The sequence below is a fragment of the Streptococcus sp. HPH0090 genome (assembly GCF_000411475.1).
In the GTDB taxonomy this organism is placed as follows: domain Bacteria; phylum Bacillota; class Bacilli; order Lactobacillales; family Streptococcaceae; genus Streptococcus.
Map to the genome: position 1 here is coordinate 235,096 of NZ_KE150465.1, position 18,534 is coordinate 253,629.

Here is an 18,534-nt window from a genome sequence, read left to right on the forward strand (position 1 = left end):
AAGGATCTTATCATGTCAAAAAAACTACAACGTAAAAAACAATTAAGAAACAGCCTTCGTCGTTCAGGTGCACTTTCAAATGCTGTAAACAAGGTTGTCGAAGAAACAAAAAAAGTTGTGAAGCATGCTGAAAAAGCAGCAAGTGAAGCAGGAAAAGCTGTCTCTAAGCAAGTAGAAAAAGCTGTAGAAGCAACTAAAGAGCAAGCCCACAAGCTTACAACTTCTGTTGAAGATTTCGCAGCTGACCTAGGTGGACTTCCACTTGACCGTGCTAAAACTTTCTACGATGAAGGGATCAAGTCTGCTGCTGACTTCAAAAACTGGACAGAAAAAGAACTCCTTGCCTTGAAAGGAATCGGTCCAGCTACTATCAAGAAATTAAAAGAAAACGGCATCAAGTTCAAGTAATCTTTCTTGTCCCTTGCATTTCCGTCAAAAACTTGTTAAAATAAAGCCATTAGAGGTGTTTTGAGTCCCACATTTTACAGAAAGTGGCGGTGCTGAGAAGTCCACAAATGTGTCAAAACTGGTTGCTAATGGATAACAATGAAATAATAATGTCTTTTTGTTTTAAAGACGAGAGATGCGGGCATCTGCCCGAAATTGGGTGGTACCGCGGATTAAACACATTCGTCCCTGTCAGATTGATGACAGGGGCGATTTTTTTATTGCGGCCTAGCAAAAGGAAGTTGTCATGAAACAATCTTTTAACACCAGCAAACTTTACTTTGGTTTTCCTATCTTCATCTTAGGATATCAGGACCAGAACTTTGGGCACAATATTACGACTTGCAGTTCCTCCTATAGTCTAGGAGATTGGCTGGTCATCGGTGTTGGTGCTGAGGAAAATGCGGCAGACCAGATTAAGCATTATCAACAGTTCACTGTGAACATCCCTGACGAAAACCTCATGCTTGAGATGGAGCAGGCTGGCTTTATCAGTCATCGGGAGAAATTGAAACACCTGGGGCTTGACTATGAGATTTCTGAACGGACTCAGGCTCCGATTTTGGAGGCCTGTCCAGTCGTATTGGATTGCCAGGTAGATCGGATTATCGAAGAAGATGGCATCTGCCATATCTTTGCTAAGATTCTCGAGCGACTAGCTGATCCAGAGCTCTTAGATGACAAGGGGCATTTTAAAAATGACCGTTTTGCACCGACTTACTTTATGGGGGACGGCCACCAGCGTGTTTATCGTTATCTGGACGACCGAGTCGATCCTATGGGAAGCTTCATTAAGAAAGCGAGGAAAAAAGATGACAAGAGCAACATTACCTGAACGAACCGAAACGGAGCGACTGATCTTACGAGTCCGTACAGTAGCGGATGCTGAGGATATTTACACCTACGCTAGTCTCCCAGAAGTTTCTTACCCAGCAGGCTTTCCACCCGTCAAGACCTTGGAAGATGAGATTTATTACCTAGAGCATATCCTTCCTGAGCGCAATGAAAAGGACAATCTTCCAGCAGGTTACGGCATTGTGGTTAAAGGAACTGATACAATCATCGGCTCTGTTGATTTCAACCATCGCCACGAAGACGATGTGCTGGAGATTGGCTATACCTTGCACCCAGACTATTGGGGTCGAGGCTATGTACCCGAAGCGGCACGTACCTTGATTGACCTAGCTTTTAAAGAATTGAGGCTTCACAAGGTAGAACTGTCTTGCTTTGGCTACAATGTCCAAAGTCAACGAGTCGCAGAGAAGCTTGGCTTCACTCTAGAAGCTCGCATAAGAGACCGCAAAGATGCCCAAGGCAATCGCTGTGATGATTTGAGATATGGCTTGCTGAAGAGTGAGTGGGAAACTAAAGGTCAACATTAAAAATAGAAATAACTAGAAAGGACACACACATGTCTAAAGAACTTTCACCTAAATACAATCCAGCCGAGGTTGAGGCTGGTCGTTACCAAAAATGGCTTGACGAAGATGTTTTCAAGCCTTCAGGCGATAAAAAGGCTAAGCCTTATTCAATCGTTATTCCACCACCAAACGTAACTGGAAAACTCCACCTCGGTCACGCTTGGGATACGACTCTCCAAGATATCATCATCCGTCAAAAACGTATGCAAGGCTTTGATACGCTTTGGCTTCCAGGGATGGACCACGCAGGGATTGCGACTCAGGCTAAGGTTGAGGAGCGCTTGCGTGGTGAGGGCATCAGCCGTTATGACCTCGGTCGTGAAAAATTCCTCGAGAAAGTCTGGGAATGGAAAGACGAATATGCCACTACCATCAAGGAACAATGGGGCAAGATGGGGCTTTCTGTAGACTACTCTCGCGAGCGTTTCACCCTTGACGAAGGTTTGTCAAAAGCCGTTCGTAAGGTCTTTGTGGACCTTTACAAGAAAGGCTGGATCTACCGTGGTGAATTTATCATCAACTGGGACCCAGCAGCTCGCACAGCCCTTTCTGATATCGAGGTGATTCACAAGGATGTTGAAGGTGCCTTCTACCACATGAACTACATGCTGGAAGACGGCTCACGCGCTCTTGAAGTTGCGACAACTCGTCCTGAGACCATGTTTGGGGACGTTGCGGTTGCAGTCAATCCAGAAGACCCACGCTACAAAGACTTGATTGGTAAAAACGTCGTCCTTCCTATCGCTAATAAACTCATCCCTATCGTTGGAGATGAGCACGCGGATCCTGAGTTTGGGACTGGTGTCGTGAAAATCACGCCTGCCCACGATCCAAACGACTTCTTGGTTGGTCAACGCCACAACTTGCCACAAGTAAACGTTATGAACGATGACGGAACTATGAATGACTTGGCCTTCGAATTTGCAGGCATGGACCGTTTTGAAGCTCGTAAGGCAGTCGTTGCTAAATTGGAAGAAATCGGTGCTCTCGTCAAAATCGAAAAACGTGTCCACAGTGTTGGTCACTCAGAACGTACAGGTGTCGTGGTTGAGCCACGCTTGTCTACTCAATGGTTTGTGAAGATGGACCAATTGGCTAAAAATGCGATTGCCAACCAAGATACAGACGACAAGGTAGAATTCTACCCACCTCGTTTCAACGATACCTTCCTCCAATGGATGGAAAATGTTCACGACTGGGTAATCTCTCGTCAGCTCTGGTGGGGTCACCAAATCCCTGCTTGGTACAATGCTGAGGGTGAAATGTACGTCGGTGAAGAAGCTCCTGAAGGTGACGGATGGACTCAGGACGAAGACGTCTTGGACACTTGGTTCAGTTCTGCCCTTTGGCCATTCTCAACTATGGGCTGGCCGGATGTCGACTCAGAAGACTTCAAGCGCTACTTCCCAACTTCAACCTTGGTAACAGGTTACGACATCATCTTCTTCTGGGTGTCTCGTATGATCTTCCAATCCTTGGAATTCACTGGCCGTCAGCCATTCCAAAACGTCCTTATCCACGGTCTTATTCGTGACGAGCAAGGACGCAAGATGTCGAAATCCCTCGGTAACGGAATTGACCCGATGGATGTCATCGAGAAATACGGTGCCGATGCCCTTCGTTGGTTCCTTTCAAACGGTTCTGCACCAGGGCAAGACGTACGCTTCTCTTATGAGAAAATGGATGCTTCATGGAACTTCATTAACAAGATCTGGAACATCTCTCGCTACATCCTCATGAACAATGAAGGCTTGACCCTTGAGCAAGCAACTGCCAATGTGGAAAAAGTTGTTAACAAGGAAGCTGGAAATGTCACAGACCGCTGGATTCTCCACAACCTCAACGAAACGATTGGTAAGGTCACTGAAAACTTTGACAAATTTGAGTTTGGTGTCGCTGGCCACATCCTCTACAACTTCATCTGGGATGAGTTTGCGGACTGGTACGTTGAGTTGACTAAGGAAGTCCTTTATAGCGATAACGAAGAAGAGAAAGTCATCACACGTTCTGTTCTCCTTTATACTTTGGACAAGATCCTTCGTCTCCTTCACCCAATCATGCCATTTGTGACAGAGGAAATTTTTGGTCAAATCTCAGAAGGCTCTATCGTTACAGCAGAATACCCTACTGTTAACCCAGCCTTTGAAGACCTTGCTGCTCACACGGGTGTAGAAAGCCTTAAAGACTTGATTCGTGCTGTTCGTAATGCGCGTGCAGAAGTAAACGTAGCACCTAGCAAGCCAATCACCATCCTTGTTAAAACTAGCGATAGCGACTTGGAAGCCTTCTTTAACAGCAATGTCAACTACATCAAACGCTTCACAAATCCAGAACACCTGGAAATCTCATCAAATATCCCTGCACCTGAACTCGCTATGTCAAGCGTCATCACTGGAGCAGAAATCTACTTGCCACTCGCAGACCTCCTCAATGTCGAAGAAGAACTGACTCGTCTCGACAAGGAATTAGCTAAATGGCAAAAAGAACTGGACATGGTCGGCAAGAAACTCTCTAACGAACGTTTCGTAGCCAACGCCAAACCAGAAGTCGTCCAAAAAGAACGCGATAAACAAGCCGACTACCAAGCGAAATACGATGCGACAGTCGCACGTATTGATGAGATGAAGAAGTTAGTGAAATAATGTTAAAAAACCTAACCCTATCGGGTTGGGTTTTACATTTGATAATGTTATAATGAAAATAAGAAACTTTAGGAGAATATTATGGGGAAAATTGTTGCTATTGATTTATTTAGCGGTGCAGGTGGCACTACCAGCGGACTTAAAAAATCAGGTATAAATGTTCAAGTTGCTGTTGAAATTGATTCTGTAGCAGTTAAAACTTATAAACTAAATAATCCTGAAGTCTATGTTATAGATAAAGATATCAAATTAGTATCAGGAGATGAAATAAAACAGCATCTTAATGTTGGTTTAGGCGATAAATTAATGCTAGTAGCATGTCCACCATGTCAAGGATTTTCGACTATTGGTACCAATAATGAAAATGATGAGAGAAATCAACTTGTTTTTCAATTTCTTAGATTGATTAATGAATTGAATCCTGATTTTTTATTAATGGAAAATGTTGTGGGTATGACTAGAACAAGAAATGAAAAAATATTTAAAAAGTTTTTGAAATCAATTGATAATAATTATTGTGTTATCTATGATATTTTAAATACAGCTGATTACGGAGTACCACAAACAAGAAAAAGATTAGTACTACATGGATTTAGAAAAGAAATTCTTGATAACTCAAGTTTAACTTTGGGGCTACCTTGCAAAACTCATTCAAATATACCAGAATTAGGCCTTCTTCCATGGATTAATGCAGATATAATAATGGACTTACCTCCAATTGAAGGTGGTGAAGAATATATTGGAGAAGGCATCTATAATCATGTTGCAAATAAACTATCTAATTTAAATATTGAGAGAATTATTCATATTAGAAATAACGGAGGAAGTAGAACCTCTTTGCCAGAATCTTTAGAATTAAATTGTCATAAAAATCGTTCGGGTCATAGTGACGTATATGGAATATTAGATATCAACAAACCTTCCATTACTATTACGGGAGGATGCATGTCATATTCAAAAGGTAGATTTGGGCACCCAACTCAAAATAGAGCTTTAAGTGCAAGAGAGGCAGCAAGATTACAGTCTTTTGATGATGACTATATTTTTGTTGGAAATAGAGGTCAATTAGCTAAGCAAATTGGTAATGCAGTTCCAGTGAAATTAGCTCAAGCTAGTGGAAATTATTTTATGTCAGTTTATAGGGAGATAGCAAATGGACAATCAGATAATTAAGAATTTAGAAGGAATAGCTAAAAAATTTTCTAATAATAAAAATGAATTTTATCCTTATATTGATTATATACGATTTCCTCATTACAAGAGTTTATCATTAAATTCAAAAATAAATTTTGACTTCCCTATTACTTTATTGGTTGGTAAAAATGGAGTGAATAAAACTTCAATTCTACAAGCCCTATACGGCTCTCCAGCCAATAAAAGTGTGTCTGAATATTGGTTTAGTACAAATGTTGATTATATCGATGAAGGGGAAGGAAAACAATGTTTAATCTATTCATATTTCAATGAAAAGGCATCCAGAAGTGTAGAGGTGCTTAAGGGACGCTCTGGTACAGCAAAGGGATTAGATTATTGGGAACCATATGCTCCTCAAAAACAATACGGTATGGAAAAATTACTAAAAAATGAATATATAGGAAGTTCTTCGACAGATAGATGGGATGGAATTGAAAAAAATGTGGTCTTTTGTGACTGTAAAGAATATGTTTCTGCTTTTGATTTGTTTTTCTATCATTATAATTTTAAAAAAATTTCTACACAACGCAGTAAACAAGACTTTATTAGATTAAGATCTAAACCAGTTGCTGATATTTTAAAGAATAACACAACTAGCTATACAAGGTATAAGAAGGAAATGGTTATAGATAATGTCAAAGTTAATGATAAAGTTTGTGAAATCATTAGTGAAATAATGGATGAGTCTTATACTGATATTCAAATCTTAACTCATAGGTTATATTCAAAAGGCGATGGTATAAAAGCTTCTAAAACAATCTGGATGAAAAAATCTGGGCGGGAATACTCTGAAGCGTTTGCAGGAACGGGTGAGGCTAGAATAATTTTATTAGTAAATGATATTATCAATGCTAAATCAAATTCATTAATTTTAATAGATGAACCTGAAATCTCACTTCATCCGAGTGCAATTTATAAATTTAAAGAATTTTTACTTCAAGAATGTTCAGAGAAAAAACATCAAATCATTATTACTACACATTCCACACAACTTATTAAGGATTTTCCTAGAGAAGCTGTGAAGCTTTTAGTGAGAAATGGAGGAAAGGTAGATATTATCGAAAACATTGACTATCAAGATGCATTCTTTGAATTAGGTGATGTGTATGATGATAAAAAGATGATTTATGTTGAGGATAGATTAGCTAAATATATTTTAGATTTTGTTATTTCTCATTCAGGTAGTGAGAATCTTAAAAAGAATTTAATTGTAAGATATATCCCAGGTGGAGCAAATCAAATAATTAGCAATCATATTTTGAATTCATCATTTCTGGATTCCAATAATCATTATTTTTGGCTTGATGGAGATCAAAATACTAAGGTAAGTGAATCAGATGTTTTAAAGAGTTATCTTAAAAATGGTGTTGTTATATCAGATAAAATTCCTGAAGCAGACAATGGAAATCTTGATAAAATTATCCGAGAGATAACAGGATGTTCAATTAAATTCAAAGTTTCAGGAAACAAAGGTAAAATAAATGATACTGAATTAATTGATAAACAAAGAAATTTTATAAATTTTTGGTCTAAATATGTCTCTTATCTTCCATTCATAACCCCAGAAGCTTATTTGGCTAGATTATGCGATAAAATTGAAAAAGACAATTATGACTTTTCTAATGATCAAAATGGGAAAGAATACTTTAAAAAGAGAGCTCAAAAAGAATTGGGATTAGAAGACATAAAATCAGATGATATCTTTCAAGAACAGAGAAGAGCTACCTCAAAGATACTAAAAGATTCTGATATGTTTTCAAAAATTAAAGACCAATTAGAAAAACTATTTTAACATTTTAGAAAGCAGGTTACTACATGACAAATTCTGTAAGTTCGAACCGACCTGAGAAGTACAATATTGCAGCTTTCTTCTCAGGTGTTGGGGGAATTGAGTTGGGATTTGAACAGACCAACGAGTTCAGAGTGGTGTATGCCAATGAATTTGATAAGTATGCGCGGCAGACTTATCAGTTAAACCATCCAGATACCTATTTGGATGGTCGTGATATTCACGATGTTCAGCCAGAGGACATTCCAGCTGAGCGAGTGGATGTGATTATGGGAGGTTTCCCTTGCCAAGCCTTTAGTATTGCGGGTTATCGCAAGGGCTTTGATGATGATCGTGGGGATCTTTTCTTTGAATTGCTTCGCATGATTGAGGGATGTAAACCTCGTGCTATTTTTATTGAAAACGTCAAAAACATGGTCGGTCATGACCATGGCAATACCTTCAAGGTTATTCGTGAAGCCTTGACTGAGAACAACTACTTCATCAAGTGGAAAGTTCTCAATGGGAAAGACTATGGAAATATCCCTCAAAACCGTGAGCGTATTTACATTGTTGGCTTTGATACCAAGGAAGCCTATGACTTGTTTGAGTTCCCCGAGGAAATCAAGCTGACTACGAGTCTTCAGGATGTGATTAACTTTGGTGATCAGCTAGACGAGGTCTACTACTACCGCGAAGGCAAGCAAAATTTCTATGACCAGTTGAAGTTTGAAGTCACCAGTCAAGATACAGTTTACCAGTGGCGCCGTCAGTATGTCCGTGAAAACAAAAACGGTGTTGTCCCTACCCTAACAGCCAATATGGGAACAGGTGGACATAACGTTCCATTGATTTTGACGGACAGTGGCGAGATTCGGAAGTTGACTCCCAAAGAAACCTTTAATGTTCAAGGATATCCTAAATCCTTTAAAATCCCAGAAGGGGTTTCTAACGGTCAGCTATACAAGCAGGCTGGAAACAGTGTGGTCGTACCCGTGATTAAACGCATCGCGGAGAATGTTGCTAAGGCTTTAAATGAAAGCCAAGGTCAATCTCAACTTGCCCGCTCAGGAAAATTTGCCATCATCTATACCAAGATGAACGGCCAGTTTGAAGGGCAGTCCTATGTCAAAGACTTTGCGGATAACTATGACCAAGCTCTTGAAAAAATCAAGGCTTATGACGATGGTTTAGCCCTTCTGTCAGACGAAGAGTATTTGAGATTTGTCAAAAAACAAGGCAAACTCGAATTTTACAGTATTAATTAACGAATATATAAGAGGATTAGTGAAAAACTAATCTTCTTTTGATATACTGAAAATAGAAAAGAGGGTGCTTATGTGGGAACATCTAAAGTCTGAACAAAAAGACAAATACAAAACCTTAATTACCAACTTCGCTAGCTTGAGCCAAGCTTTCTCTCAAAAGGCAGAATCCGAAGACGAGAGACAAACAGAACAGTATGTTGCTCCGATAGTTAACTCCAAATTCCAGGAGACTGTTTTTCAAAAAGCCTTTAATGCCGTAGGGGAAGATATCGCCAATACTTCCTATGATGCTTCCGTCGTTGTGGATGAAAATCATAAATACTTAGTGGGTATCAAGTCTTTTGGGATTAATTCAGGAGACCAAAAAATCGCTCAGTTCAAAAAAGATTCTCAATCTTGGACGGACTTATTAGGTGACATCAAATTTCATGCAGATATTTCAGCAGATAAAGAAGCTGCAGACAAGGAAAACTATCAACGCTATGAAGAGTTAGCTAGAAAGATTGCGACTTTGAGAAATCAGAGAATCGAGTCTTCTAAGGCACAAATCAAGGGTTTCAACTCTGACTCGGTCAATGTTGAAGCTGTTTACCACGTTCTGATGCCAACACCAAAGGGAGAAAATCCAAAGATTTTTGTCGGAGAAACGACTTATTTACCAGTCGATATTGATAATCTAGTCATTGAGGGCTCAACTACCAAAAACAATCCGACCAATTTTCGATTTACGGATGGGCAACATCATTACAAGTACACAGCAGCTGACAGCCAGCTCCACATGACTTTTAATAATAAAGACATTGTGGTAGATACTTGGGACGTTCATTACATCGAAGATCCTTTTTCTCTCTTTGAAAACCTTCATTTACTGACCGCTGAAAAGGAACAATCCCATATCCTAGAAACGGTGTCTTGGGTTATCACAGACAAATATGGAAATGTGGAAGAAAACTCTGGTTTCAATGCTTTTAACGGTGGTTCAAAACTAGCCAAAAAAGATCGTCTGCCACGGATTCTAAAGATTCAGGATAAATTTAAGGACAGTCTGGCTCCAGAAGAACTAGCTTTTGTGACCTTCTCCCTAGAAGAAATCCTCTTGAAAAAATGGACTAGCAAGGATGAAAAAGCTCAGATGAAGGCGATTCGTGAGGACTTGATTAACTTCGTCCACAATACTGGCAATGAAAAACTCATTAAAGAAATTGAACAACTCGTCTATCGTCCAGTTAGCGAGGTTTACATTCCCCTGCCTGACTCCAAGAACTTCCATGATGAAAGACCAGACTTCTTCGGACCAGGATTTGGAACCTTTGAACCTGACTCTAAAAAACTGGCTCTGTCTAAAGAAGAAAGAACCTTTAAACTACGCTTCTTACCTTCTGGAGATGTCATCAATGCCTATATCAACCAAGAAGCTGGTAAGGCGATTCAGTCAACTGATAAGCAAGAAATTCTTGGGAATTGGATCTTGCGTGGTGTTTTTCAGTTGAAAGAGCGAGAAGTCTTGACAGGTCAACGACTCAATGAGCTAGAAATCAACGGAATTCGATTGACCAAGTTTAAAAACGGAGAAATCGGGATTGAATTCATCTGGATTGATACCAAAAACCCACCACACGATGCCATTGGCTGGGTAGCAAAATAGACCTGAACTACATAAAAAAATCTCTTAGATCTATTTCTAAGAGATTTTTTCTTTCTTCTCCCTCACAACCAGCCTTCTTCTTCGGCAGTTTTGGCTGCTTCGGTTCGGTTGCTGGCGCCTAGCTTGGAGAGGATATTGGTCATGTAATTACGGACGGTGCCGTTTGAGAGGTAGAGCTTGTCCGCAATTTCTTGGTTGGAGAGGCCTTGGGCAACTCCACGTAAAACAGCGACTTCTTGTTCGGTCAAGGGATTGGGATGGGTCATCATGACTTCCATCAGCTCTGGGGAATATTCCTTGCGTCCCTCTAACACCGTATGTAGGGTTTGCATAAGCTGGGCAATGCTCCGCTCTTTCAAGACATAGGCATCGACTCCTGCTTTGACCGCTCGTTCAAAATAACCTGGGCGTTTAAAGGTCGTAACGATAACCACCTTGGTTTCAGGCACTTCTTCTTTGATCCACTCGAGCGCTTCTAGTCCCGTCTTGACTGGCATTTCCACGTCAAGGATGGCAATATCTACTGCTTCTTTCTCCAAAACCTCGATAGCCTCGGCTCCATTTTTCGCCTGCAAGACGGTCTCCACATCTGGTTGAAAGCTTAAGAGCTGGCACATGGCGTCTCTCAGCATACTTTGATCTTCTGCGACTAATACTTTCATCTACTTTCTCTCCTTATAAGGCAGATGCACGCGCACCTCTGTGGGATCTTTCAAACTGACCAGCTCTACTTGACCTGAGAAGGCTGCTGCACGGTCACGGACTGTATGGAGTTCATTTCCTTTTACAGTTGCAAAACCTTTCCCGTCATCTCTAACTGTCAGGACCAATTCCTGATCTGTACGTTCCAGTTTTAGATAGGCTTTTTCAGCTCTGGCATGCTTGATAATATTGGTCGCCAGTTCTAGCAAAATCATGGCAGCTGTCGACTCTACATCCTGGGTCAAGCTAGCCTTGTCCAACTGATTATCAACCTCAACCTCAATCCCAGCAATCTCTAGCATCTTTTTGACAGTCTCAAGCTCTGATACTAGGGTCCTTGATTTCAGATTTTCCACGATGGTACGCACTTCATTCATGGAATCTTTGCTGATCTGGTGAATTTCTTTTAATTCCTTCTCCACCTGTGGATAGGCCTGCATCTGAAATAACTGCAAGGCCAGATCTGTCTTGACACTCAGCATGGCAAAGGTATGCCCCAGACTATCATGCAAATCCTGACCGATACGACTGCGTTCATTTTCAGCAAGCAATAGATTTATCTGGGCATTTTGCTTGGCCTGAGCTTCTTTCAAATCCTCCACAATGCGAATCCGAACCAAGCCCAATGTCATCAAATCGACAAAAGTAAGAATCCCAAGCTCAAAGGCTACAGCCTCAGTTTCGACTGACTGAAACATCATGAGTTGTCCAACAACAAGAACTTGAGCAAGGAGAAAAGTCCAGACATGCAGAGAACGAAGACTCCGCACCCTGAAATGATAAATTAAGAGATTAGAAAGGTAAAAGAAAAACCAGATATAATTAACAGCAACAAAGGCAGTATTCCCAACTACATAAGTCAGCATGAGGCCCCAATATAGCCAAGATAGGCGCTGGCTCTTAGTTGTTAAAATACCCAAATATGCCACTACAAATAGAATATCAATCAATAAATGCCAGGCAGAAAGCCACCCAGTCACTACAGGTAGGATGGGGAAAACCATAAAAATCAAACTGGCCCAAAACATATAGTGTATGCTTTTCAGTCTTTCAAGCATTAAGCATTCTCCTTATGACCTTGAAGATAAATAGTCAAACCAAATAAAACTGCTGAAAAAACAAGTAGATAAACTGTGGCTGATAAATTGATGCCACCCTCGTTTAAGAAGGTCTTGAGCAACTCCATCAACTGATAAGTTGGCAGGCACTTACCGATTGCTTGCATCCAGTCTGGAAATAAAGAGATGGGCATCCAGAGTCCGCCTAAAACAGCCAATCCTAGATAGAGGAGATTGCCCACGACAGACATCAGCTGACTAGACGGTAAGAGTGTCAGGATCAAGCCAAGCGCTACAAAGGCTATACTTCCCGCAATCAGCAAGAGCGCAGCCCCAATCCAGCTTCCTAGAGGCATATCCACACCTCTGACCAAGTGCCCAACTGAGAAAACAACCAGGATTGAAACCAAATAATCAACCATCATACTTGTTATCTTTGATAGATAATATTCTACCATATTTACTGGAGTATGGCGTAATGTTTTCTGCCAGTTGTTGATTTTATCGGTATGTAAAACAGCTGGGAATGAAAACATAGCTGTCGACATCATGGAAAAGGCCGTCATAGAGATAAGGTAGTCTCGCATAAAATTAGCTGGCCCATCTGGTGTATCCTGGTACATGCCTGAAAAGAATAAATAGAAGGCCGTCGGCATCCCTACGGATAATAGATAATAGACTAATTGTCGTTTGGTCAATAGAAATTCTATCTTGTTTAGTGCGATCCATCGTTTCATCTTAGTCATCTCCCTTTTGTGTTTCTTCAAAGATTGTATCTAGCAAGCTACGGTTATTGACTTCAATTTCTTGTATCCTACAGCCTGCCTGGACTAACAGTTCCCAGAAAGCATCTGCTTCGCGTGTGACTACTTGCAAGGCATCTTGTTTTTGTGACCAGTTTTCAACCAAGTTAGACTGTTCGACGACTTCTTTGTAAGCTAGAGGTAGGATGAAGTGCTTTTCAATCTCCTCACTGCGCATGGCTAGAGGTGTCGTATCACGAATCAACTCTCCCTTATTTAAGACCAAAATCCGGTCCGCTGTATGCTCTACTTCCTCAATATAATGAGACGAATAGAGAATGGTGACTCCCTGCGCTTTTAAGTCTTGGACAATTTCCCAAAAACGTTGACGGGTTGAAGTATCCATGGCCGCAGTTGGCTCATCTAAAAAGACAAGCTTTGGTCGGCCAATCAAGGTCAAGACAAATGAAAAGAGACGCTTTTGTCCACCTGACAATTTTTCCGCCAACTGCTCTTTTTGTTGCTTGTCAAACTGCAATAGTTGATCGATTTCCTGGTTGTTCAAGGGATTTGGATAAATGCTTTGAAAGAAAGCAATCAACTCTTTAACCTTTAATTTCTGAACAATGACATTTTCTTGAGGGAGGTAGGCTCTGGTGTAGTCTAACTGAGAACTCTTCACTGGCAAGCCTTGGATGGATACTTGACCGCTGGTGACTAGTTTATCTCCAAGCAAACAGTCCAAGAGTGTTGTCTTACCGGCACCATTTGGACCAATCAAGGCAACACATTCGCCTTCTGCTACCTCAAAGGAAATATCCTTCAATATAGCCTTGCCCTTGATGTTCTTATTTAGGCTTTCTACCTTAATCATGTTCATGATATTCTCCTTTCAACCACTCCTTCCCCATCGGAAAGGCGATAAAAATCATAAATCCTAGACCCCAAGCACCGCGAATGACTTGGTGAAGGAAGGCTTGGTCAAACCACCCTGTAAACATTTCGACCAACCATACCACTAGTGATAGTGCAATAAAGAGATAGAGAATCGCTTTTTTCATTTTTCAAACTCCTTTTTCACATCTGAGACCAATTTCAAACCTTCTCGGATCAACCAAGACATCATACCAAATCCTGCAAATAACTCCCAAGGAAAATGATAGAAGCCTTCGTCCAATCCTGAAAACATGAGATAAGTCATGACTCCTGCTGCTACTAAACTCATTGCGACAATTACTTTATGTTTCATTTTTTCTTCCTCCATTTGATACATCTAGTATAATTCTTTGAAGGTAGAATCACTAGAAGCTTCTGTCATTAGGAAATATGACAAATGTCACAAAAAAAGAAAGTTGATTTCTCAACTTTCTTTTTTCTATTATTTAATCTTTATTCCACACTGAAAAGATATGGGTAAACTGGTTGTTGACCTTGGTGAATTTCTACTTCAACATCTTCGAACTCTTCTGCGATTTCTTGAGCAATTTCATTTGCCAATTCTTCACTTCCGTCTTCTCCGACATAGAAGGTTACGATTTCACTATCTTCATCCAACATATGTTTCAATGTTTCAGTCAAGGTTTGGTGCATATCAGGGTTTGATACGAGGATCTTACCATCAACCATACCAAGATTGTCATTTTCATGGATTTCCAAACCATCGATAGTTGTATCACGAACGGCTGTTGTTACACTACCACTGATGACATCGCCAAGGGCTGCAGTCATGCGTTCTTTGTTTTCTTCGATTGATTTGCTTGGGTCAAAGGCAAGAAGACTAGTCAAGCCTTGAGGAATTGTACGAGCTTCTACTACAACAGCTGGTTGCTCTAAAACTTCAGCTGCAGATTGAGCTGCCATGAAGATGTTTTTGTTATTTGGCAAGAAGATGATGTTGCGAGCATTAACTTGCTCAACAGCCTTGACGAAGTCTTCTGTCGAAGGGTTCATAGTTTGTCCACCTTCGATGACATAGTCCACACCTTGGGCACGGAAGATGTCTGCCAAGCCTTGTCCAGCTACTACTGCGATAAGGGCATATTCTTTTTCTTCAGCTGGCTTGCTAACTTGAGTTGCTTCTTTTTCTACTTGTGCTTCGTGTTGGTTACGCATGTTATCGACTTTAACCTTAACCAAGCTACCGTATTTAAGACCTTCTTGCAAGACAAGTCCTGGATCTTCTGTATGGACGTGAACTTTAACGATTTCATCGTCATTGACAACAAGTAGAGAATCTCCAAGATCGTTCAAGTAGTTACGGAATTCTTCGTAGTCAAAGTCTTTAGCATAAGTTGGGCCTTGTTTGAGGGCAACCATGATTTCAGTACAGTAACCAAAGGTAATGTCTTCTGTTGCCACATGTCCAGCTACAGACTTGTGGTGTTCTGCATTGATCATTTCACTCATGTTTGCCGGAGTCGCAACAAAGTCCTCAGACGCGCTGTATTCACCAGTAAGAGCTGAAAGGAAACCTTCATAGATGAAGACCAAACCTTGACCACCTGAGTCCACAACTCCAACTTCCTTCAAGACTGGAAGCATTTCAGGAGTTTTAGCAAGAGCTGCTTTAGCTCCTTCTAAGGCTGCACGCATAACTTCAACTGCGTCATCTGTTTGCTCTGCTTTTTTCTTAGCACCGATGGCAGCTCCACGTGATACAGTCAAGATAGTTCCTTCAACTGGCTTCATAACAGCCTTGTAGGCTACTTCTACACCAGATTGGAAGGCAAGGGCCAAATCTTGACCTGTAAGTTCATCTTTTTCCTTGATAGCTTGTGAGAATCCACGGAAAAGTTGAGAAGTGATAACTCCTGAGTTTCCACGCGCACCCATCAAAAGACCTTTAGCCAAGATGCTTGCTGCTTCTCCAACTGTTGATGCTGGTTTGTCAGCTACTTCTTTAGCTCCATTTTCGATGGTCATTCCCATGTTTGTTCCTGTATCTCCATCTGGAACTGGGAAGACGTTCAATGAATTGACATATTCGGCTTGCTTGTTCAAACGAGTTGAAGCAGCCTGTACCATTTCTTGAAATAAGCTTGTAGTAATATTTGACACGATTATTCTCCTACAACTTTGATATTTTGAATGTAGACATTCACAGTTTGAGCAGTGATTCCAAGTTGATTTTCCAAACTAAAGCGAACACGCTCTTGGATGTTTTTTGAAACTTCGCTGATTTTTGTACCGTAGCTCAAAACAGTATATACATCAACTGCAATGCTACCGTCTTCAGCTGCTTTCACGACTACACCTTTTGAATAATTTTCTTTACCTAGAAGGGCTTGGAAATTATCTTTGAGGGCATTTTTACTAGCCATACCGACTACACCAAAAATTTCAGTTGCTGCACCACCTACAACAGTAGCGATCACATCATCTGTTAGTTCGACTTGACCATCTTTTGTATTAATTTTTACAGTCATTTTTTTTACCTCAACTAGTTGATACTCTATTTTATCATATTTCAGCGCAACTGTAAAAGCAGAATGATGTATCATCGGATTTTTGCTTGATTTTTCAAATGATTTTAGCTTTCGAGCAAAAGAAAAAGACCCTGTAGGTCTTTTCATGTTTATTAAACGCGTTCTACTTTTCCTGATTTCAAAGCACGAGCTGAAGCCCAAACTTTTTTAGGTTTACCATCGATAAGAACAGTAACTTTTTGAAGGTTTGGTTTTACGGCACGTTTAGTTTGGTTCATCGCGTGTGAACGGTTGTTTCCTGATACAGTCTTACGACCTGTAAAGTAACATACTTTAGCCATTGTGTTTTCCTCCTATTAGATCTAATATAGCGGATGTGCTAGCACCACATACCGTACTATGTTATCACACTTTCTTATTTTTGGCAAGGGAATTGGAAGACTTTTTTTATTTGACGTAGACAATACCGAGTTTCCCAAACGCAACGTCTCCACGGATAATCAAGGTTTTGCTAGTTGGGGCTACAGGAGCATCTGCCTTGGCTGCTCCACAGAAAGTCTCCACCTTCAGATCCACTCTCCAGTGTTGGGGAACATAGACAACTGCATTCCCAAAACCGACTTCAATCTTCAAGGTTGCGCTATCCCCTAACATCTCTGCATTGTCATAATAAATCTTGGCATTCCCAAAGCCGACTTCAAACTCGTCTTCTACCAAATCTTGGTCCTGCTTGTAAAAGGTGCCGCTACCGAAGGCAACTTCCTTTTCTGTAAGAATGGTCTTTTCACCGTCATACCACCATTTTTTCCCGTTCCATGTTTTACTAGAATTAGTTAGCATACCAACCCCGAGAACGATTAGCACTCCAGCCCAAAACAGTGACTGATTTGGAATTGGCAAAATGTCATAAAAATGATTAGCAATCATGAGGGCTATGAAAGCTGTAAAAACTGCTGATGTCAAACGACGGCGAAGCAAAGCTTCAATTGATTGGTAGGCAAAAAATCCAATACCAATCAAGGGCCAAATTTTCCCTTCAAGTGAAGGAATCCCAAAATTCCCCTGCAACAATACTAAGGCTGCCAATACTAGCAACACAATACCAAATACTTTCTTTTTCATGTTCTTACCTCATGTTTCTTAGATTTTCTTTTAGGAGGGATTGGTAGTGCCGTGACACATGAACCTCCTTGTGGGTCTGATAAAAGGAAATAGTGCCTGTCCCTGAGAAGGACTTGTCCACCGAGTAGACCTGCCGAAGATTGGCAATGGTCGACTTGGATACCCGACTGAAATAGCGAGGCAGGATGGACTCTAACTCATAAAGCTTGAGCCGAACCTCGTAGGCTTCTTTCTGGGTGTGGGCGTAAATCTTGCTACCTTCTGTCTCAAAAAAGAGAATTTCTGACAAGTCTAAGTAGTACTCACCCGTCCCCTTATAAAAGATCAACCTAGGAGCCTTGGTTTCTTGCAAGAGTCTTTGCAAATCAGCTATTTCATCTGTCAGGGCTGCAGCCTTGATGACAATCTCTGTCTCAGTTAATTCACTATCAATCTCGATTCGTAACTTCATCCTATCTCCTTTCTGCATCTACTATACCAAAGGCCAGAAGACTTTACAAGGGCAAAAAAGCAAGTGGTCACTTTTGACCCGTAAGTGGTTACGAGCCCAAGCCCACTTGCTTTGCTTTTTACAAAATAAAGAAGAGAATTCCCCAGAGGAGTCCACAGGCGTAGCCAACTAAAACATCCTTGGGATAATGAACACCCCCTAAAACTCGCACCAGACCGAGAAGAGCTGATAATACCAATAAAATCAAGCCCACAGGCAGATTTGTGTGCAGACAAGCCATGGAAATGATGGTGGCTGAAAAGACGTGGCGACTAGGCATTGAATTGCCAGAACTGTCCTTGTCCAGTAGCGGGATAATTTCCCAAGCTTCATAAGGACGGGGTTGATTGATCCACTTACGAACAAGCGTCAATAGGACAAAGCCAGAAGCCGGCACTAAGATATAAGTATAAAGGTCGTTCCCCAATCCCTTACTTATAAAACTTGTTCCCAGTAAGGTCAAGTATGCCAAGGGCATCAGAACTGTCATCATGCGATTAAAGACTCGCATCAATTGTAATCCTTGTGGATGTCGAAGAAGACTTGATTTCCTCTTGTCATACCACTCTTGATAGTTTTTCATATATTTTCTCGTTATTTTTAGATTTT

General features: G+C 40.8%; 20 protein-coding genes. 8 read left to right on the plus strand and 12 right to left on the minus strand.

The window, feature by feature from the left end; all coding sequences use genetic code 11:
- The first annotated feature begins 12 nt into the window (after positions 1 to 12).
- From HMPREF1481_RS08845 to HMPREF1481_RS08880, 8 genes are all read left to right on the plus strand, one after another.
- Positions 13 to 408 carry a helix-hairpin-helix domain-containing protein gene (locus HMPREF1481_RS08845; protein ID WP_004250587.1) on the plus strand — a complete coding sequence of 132 codons (396 nt, stop codon included), beginning with the start codon at positions 13 to 15 and terminating at the stop codon, positions 406 to 408.
- 286 nt (positions 409 to 694) lie between these two features.
- Positions 695 to 1,282: a flavin reductase family protein gene (locus HMPREF1481_RS08850; RefSeq protein ID WP_016466324.1), complete on the plus strand. Its 588-nt coding sequence runs from the start codon at positions 695 to 697 to the stop codon at positions 1,280 to 1,282.
- On the plus strand, positions 1,260 to 1,829 hold the full coding sequence (locus HMPREF1481_RS08855; RefSeq protein ID WP_016466325.1) for a GNAT family N-acetyltransferase: 570 nt from the start codon (positions 1,260 to 1,262) through the stop codon (positions 1,827 to 1,829). The genes HMPREF1481_RS08850 and HMPREF1481_RS08855 overlap by 23 nt, the downstream gene beginning before the upstream one ends.
- 29 nt (positions 1,830 to 1,858) lie before the next feature.
- The gene (locus tag HMPREF1481_RS08860) at positions 1,859 to 4,510 is read left to right on the plus strand and encodes a valine--tRNA ligase (protein ID WP_016466326.1); all 2,652 of its coding nucleotides are present in this window, start codon (positions 1,859 to 1,861) and stop codon (positions 4,508 to 4,510) included.
- Between the two features lie 81 nt (positions 4,511 to 4,591).
- Positions 4,592 to 5,683, plus strand: a complete 1,092-nt coding sequence (locus HMPREF1481_RS08865) for a DNA cytosine methyltransferase (protein WP_016466327.1) — start codon at positions 4,592 to 4,594, stop codon at positions 5,681 to 5,683.
- Entirely contained in the window at positions 5,664 to 7,496 is a 1,833-nt protein-coding gene (locus HMPREF1481_RS08870) for an AAA family ATPase (protein ID WP_016466328.1), read from the plus strand. The genes HMPREF1481_RS08865 and HMPREF1481_RS08870 overlap by 20 nt, the downstream gene beginning before the upstream one ends.
- A gap of 23 nt (positions 7,497 to 7,519) precedes the next feature.
- A complete protein-coding gene (locus HMPREF1481_RS08875) occupies positions 7,520 to 8,740 on the plus strand; it encodes a DNA cytosine methyltransferase (protein WP_016466329.1) in 1,221 nt (406 codons plus the stop codon).
- A gap of 70 nt (positions 8,741 to 8,810) precedes the next feature.
- Positions 8,811 to 10,385, plus strand: coding sequence for a hypothetical protein (locus HMPREF1481_RS08880; RefSeq protein WP_016466330.1), 1,575 nt, complete (start codon positions 8,811 to 8,813; stop codon positions 10,383 to 10,385).
- A gap of 62 nt (positions 10,386 to 10,447) precedes the next feature.
- On the opposite strand, the gene HMPREF1481_RS08885 is transcribed toward HMPREF1481_RS08880, so the two are convergent.
- The 12 genes from HMPREF1481_RS08885 to HMPREF1481_RS08940 form a co-directional block, all read right to left on the minus strand.
- The gene (locus tag HMPREF1481_RS08885) at positions 10,448 to 11,047 is read right to left on the minus strand and encodes a response regulator transcription factor (RefSeq protein ID WP_016466331.1); all 600 of its coding nucleotides are present in this window, start codon (positions 11,045 to 11,047) and stop codon (positions 10,448 to 10,450) included.
- On the minus strand, positions 11,048 to 12,145 hold the full coding sequence (locus tag HMPREF1481_RS08890; RefSeq protein WP_016466332.1) for a sensor histidine kinase: 1,098 nt from the start codon (positions 12,143 to 12,145) through the stop codon (positions 11,048 to 11,050).
- On the minus strand, positions 12,145 to 12,882 hold the full coding sequence (locus HMPREF1481_RS08895; protein ID WP_016466333.1) for an ABC transporter permease: 738 nt from the start codon (positions 12,880 to 12,882) through the stop codon (positions 12,145 to 12,147). Before HMPREF1481_RS08895 ends, HMPREF1481_RS08890 begins: the two co-directional genes overlap by 1 nt.
- 1 nt (position 12,883) lies before the next feature.
- Positions 12,884 to 13,768: an ABC transporter ATP-binding protein gene (locus tag HMPREF1481_RS08900; RefSeq protein ID WP_016466334.1), complete on the minus strand. Its 885-nt coding sequence runs from the start codon at positions 13,766 to 13,768 to the stop codon at positions 12,884 to 12,886.
- Positions 13,755 to 13,949, minus strand: a complete 195-nt coding sequence (locus tag HMPREF1481_RS08905) for a hypothetical protein (RefSeq protein ID WP_000709296.1) — start codon at positions 13,947 to 13,949, stop codon at positions 13,755 to 13,757. Before HMPREF1481_RS08905 ends, HMPREF1481_RS08900 begins: the two co-directional genes overlap by 14 nt.
- A complete protein-coding gene (locus HMPREF1481_RS08910; RefSeq protein WP_025170070.1) occupies positions 13,946 to 14,152 on the minus strand; it encodes a hypothetical protein in 207 nt (68 codons plus the stop codon). The genes HMPREF1481_RS08905 and HMPREF1481_RS08910 overlap by 4 nt, the downstream gene beginning before the upstream one ends.
- A gap of 125 nt (positions 14,153 to 14,277) precedes the next feature.
- Positions 14,278 to 15,945, minus strand: coding sequence for a DAK2 domain-containing protein (locus tag HMPREF1481_RS08915; protein WP_016466335.1), 1,668 nt, complete (start codon positions 15,943 to 15,945; stop codon positions 14,278 to 14,280).
- Positions 15,946 to 15,947: 2 nt separating this feature from the next.
- Positions 15,948 to 16,313, minus strand: a complete 366-nt coding sequence (locus HMPREF1481_RS08920) for an Asp23/Gls24 family envelope stress response protein (protein WP_000216443.1) — start codon at positions 16,311 to 16,313, stop codon at positions 15,948 to 15,950.
- 152 nt (positions 16,314 to 16,465) lie between these two features.
- A complete protein-coding gene (rpmB, locus tag HMPREF1481_RS08925; protein WP_001140948.1) occupies positions 16,466 to 16,654 on the minus strand; it encodes a 50S ribosomal protein L28 in 189 nt (62 codons plus the stop codon).
- Positions 16,655 to 16,760: 106 nt separating this feature from the next.
- Positions 16,761 to 17,435, minus strand: coding sequence for a LiaF transmembrane domain-containing protein (locus HMPREF1481_RS08930; RefSeq protein ID WP_016466336.1), 675 nt, complete (start codon positions 17,433 to 17,435; stop codon positions 16,761 to 16,763).
- 4 nt (positions 17,436 to 17,439) lie between these two features.
- On the minus strand, positions 17,440 to 17,886 hold the full coding sequence (locus HMPREF1481_RS08935) for a LytTR family DNA-binding domain-containing protein (RefSeq protein ID WP_016466337.1): 447 nt from the start codon (positions 17,884 to 17,886) through the stop codon (positions 17,440 to 17,442).
- Between the two features lie 118 nt (positions 17,887 to 18,004).
- On the minus strand, positions 18,005 to 18,508 hold the full coding sequence (locus HMPREF1481_RS08940) for a phosphatase PAP2 family protein (RefSeq protein WP_016466338.1): 504 nt from the start codon (positions 18,506 to 18,508) through the stop codon (positions 18,005 to 18,007).
- Positions 18,509 to 18,534 lie beyond the last annotated feature (26 nt).

Bases quoted from the DNA above. Each gene is read 5' to 3' on its own strand.
- HMPREF1481_RS08845 (WP_004250587.1), top strand. From the start codon at position 13: ATGTCAAAAAAACTACAACGTAAAAAACAATTAAGAAACAGCCTTCGT.
- HMPREF1481_RS08850 (WP_016466324.1), top strand. From the start codon at position 695: ATGAAACAATCTTTTAACACCAGCAAACTTTACTTTGGTTTTCCTATC.
- HMPREF1481_RS08855 (WP_016466325.1), top strand. From the start codon at position 1,260: ATGACAAGAGCAACATTACCTGAACGAACCGAAACGGAGCGACTGATC.
- HMPREF1481_RS08860 (WP_016466326.1), top strand. From the start codon at position 1,859: ATGTCTAAAGAACTTTCACCTAAATACAATCCAGCCGAGGTTGAGGCT.
- HMPREF1481_RS08865 (WP_016466327.1), top strand. From the start codon at position 4,592: ATGGGGAAAATTGTTGCTATTGATTTATTTAGCGGTGCAGGTGGCACT.
- HMPREF1481_RS08870 (WP_016466328.1), top strand. From the start codon at position 5,664: ATGGACAATCAGATAATTAAGAATTTAGAAGGAATAGCTAAAAAATTT.
- HMPREF1481_RS08875 (WP_016466329.1), top strand. From the start codon at position 7,520: ATGACAAATTCTGTAAGTTCGAACCGACCTGAGAAGTACAATATTGCA.
- HMPREF1481_RS08880 (WP_016466330.1), top strand. From the start codon at position 8,811: ATGTGGGAACATCTAAAGTCTGAACAAAAAGACAAATACAAAACCTTA.
- HMPREF1481_RS08885 (WP_016466331.1), bottom strand. From the start codon at position 11,047: ATGAAAGTATTAGTCGCAGAAGATCAAAGTATGCTGAGAGACGCCATG.
- HMPREF1481_RS08890 (WP_016466332.1), bottom strand. From the start codon at position 12,145: ATGCTTGAAAGACTGAAAAGCATACACTATATGTTTTGGGCCAGTTTG.
- HMPREF1481_RS08895 (WP_016466333.1), bottom strand. From the start codon at position 12,882: ATGAAACGATGGATCGCACTAAACAAGATAGAATTTCTATTGACCAAA.
- HMPREF1481_RS08900 (WP_016466334.1), bottom strand. From the start codon at position 13,768: ATGAACATGATTAAGGTAGAAAGCCTAAATAAGAACATCAAGGGCAAG.
- HMPREF1481_RS08905 (WP_000709296.1), bottom strand. From the start codon at position 13,949: ATGAAAAAAGCGATTCTCTATCTCTTTATTGCACTATCACTAGTGGTA.
- HMPREF1481_RS08910 (WP_025170070.1), bottom strand. From the start codon at position 14,152: ATGGAGGAAGAAAAAATGAAACATAAAGTAATTGTCGCAATGAGTTTA.
- HMPREF1481_RS08920 (WP_000216443.1), bottom strand. From the start codon at position 16,313: ATGACTGTAAAAATTAATACAAAAGATGGTCAAGTCGAACTAACAGAT.
- rpmB (WP_001140948.1), bottom strand. From the start codon at position 16,654: ATGGCTAAAGTATGTTACTTTACAGGTCGTAAGACTGTATCAGGAAAC.
- HMPREF1481_RS08930 (WP_016466336.1), bottom strand. From the start codon at position 17,435: ATGAAAAAGAAAGTATTTGGTATTGTGTTGCTAGTATTGGCAGCCTTA.
- HMPREF1481_RS08935 (WP_016466337.1), bottom strand. From the start codon at position 17,886: ATGAAGTTACGAATCGAGATTGATAGTGAATTAACTGAGACAGAGATT.
- HMPREF1481_RS08940 (WP_016466338.1), bottom strand. From the start codon at position 18,508: ATGAAAAACTATCAAGAGTGGTATGACAAGAGGAAATCAAGTCTTCTT.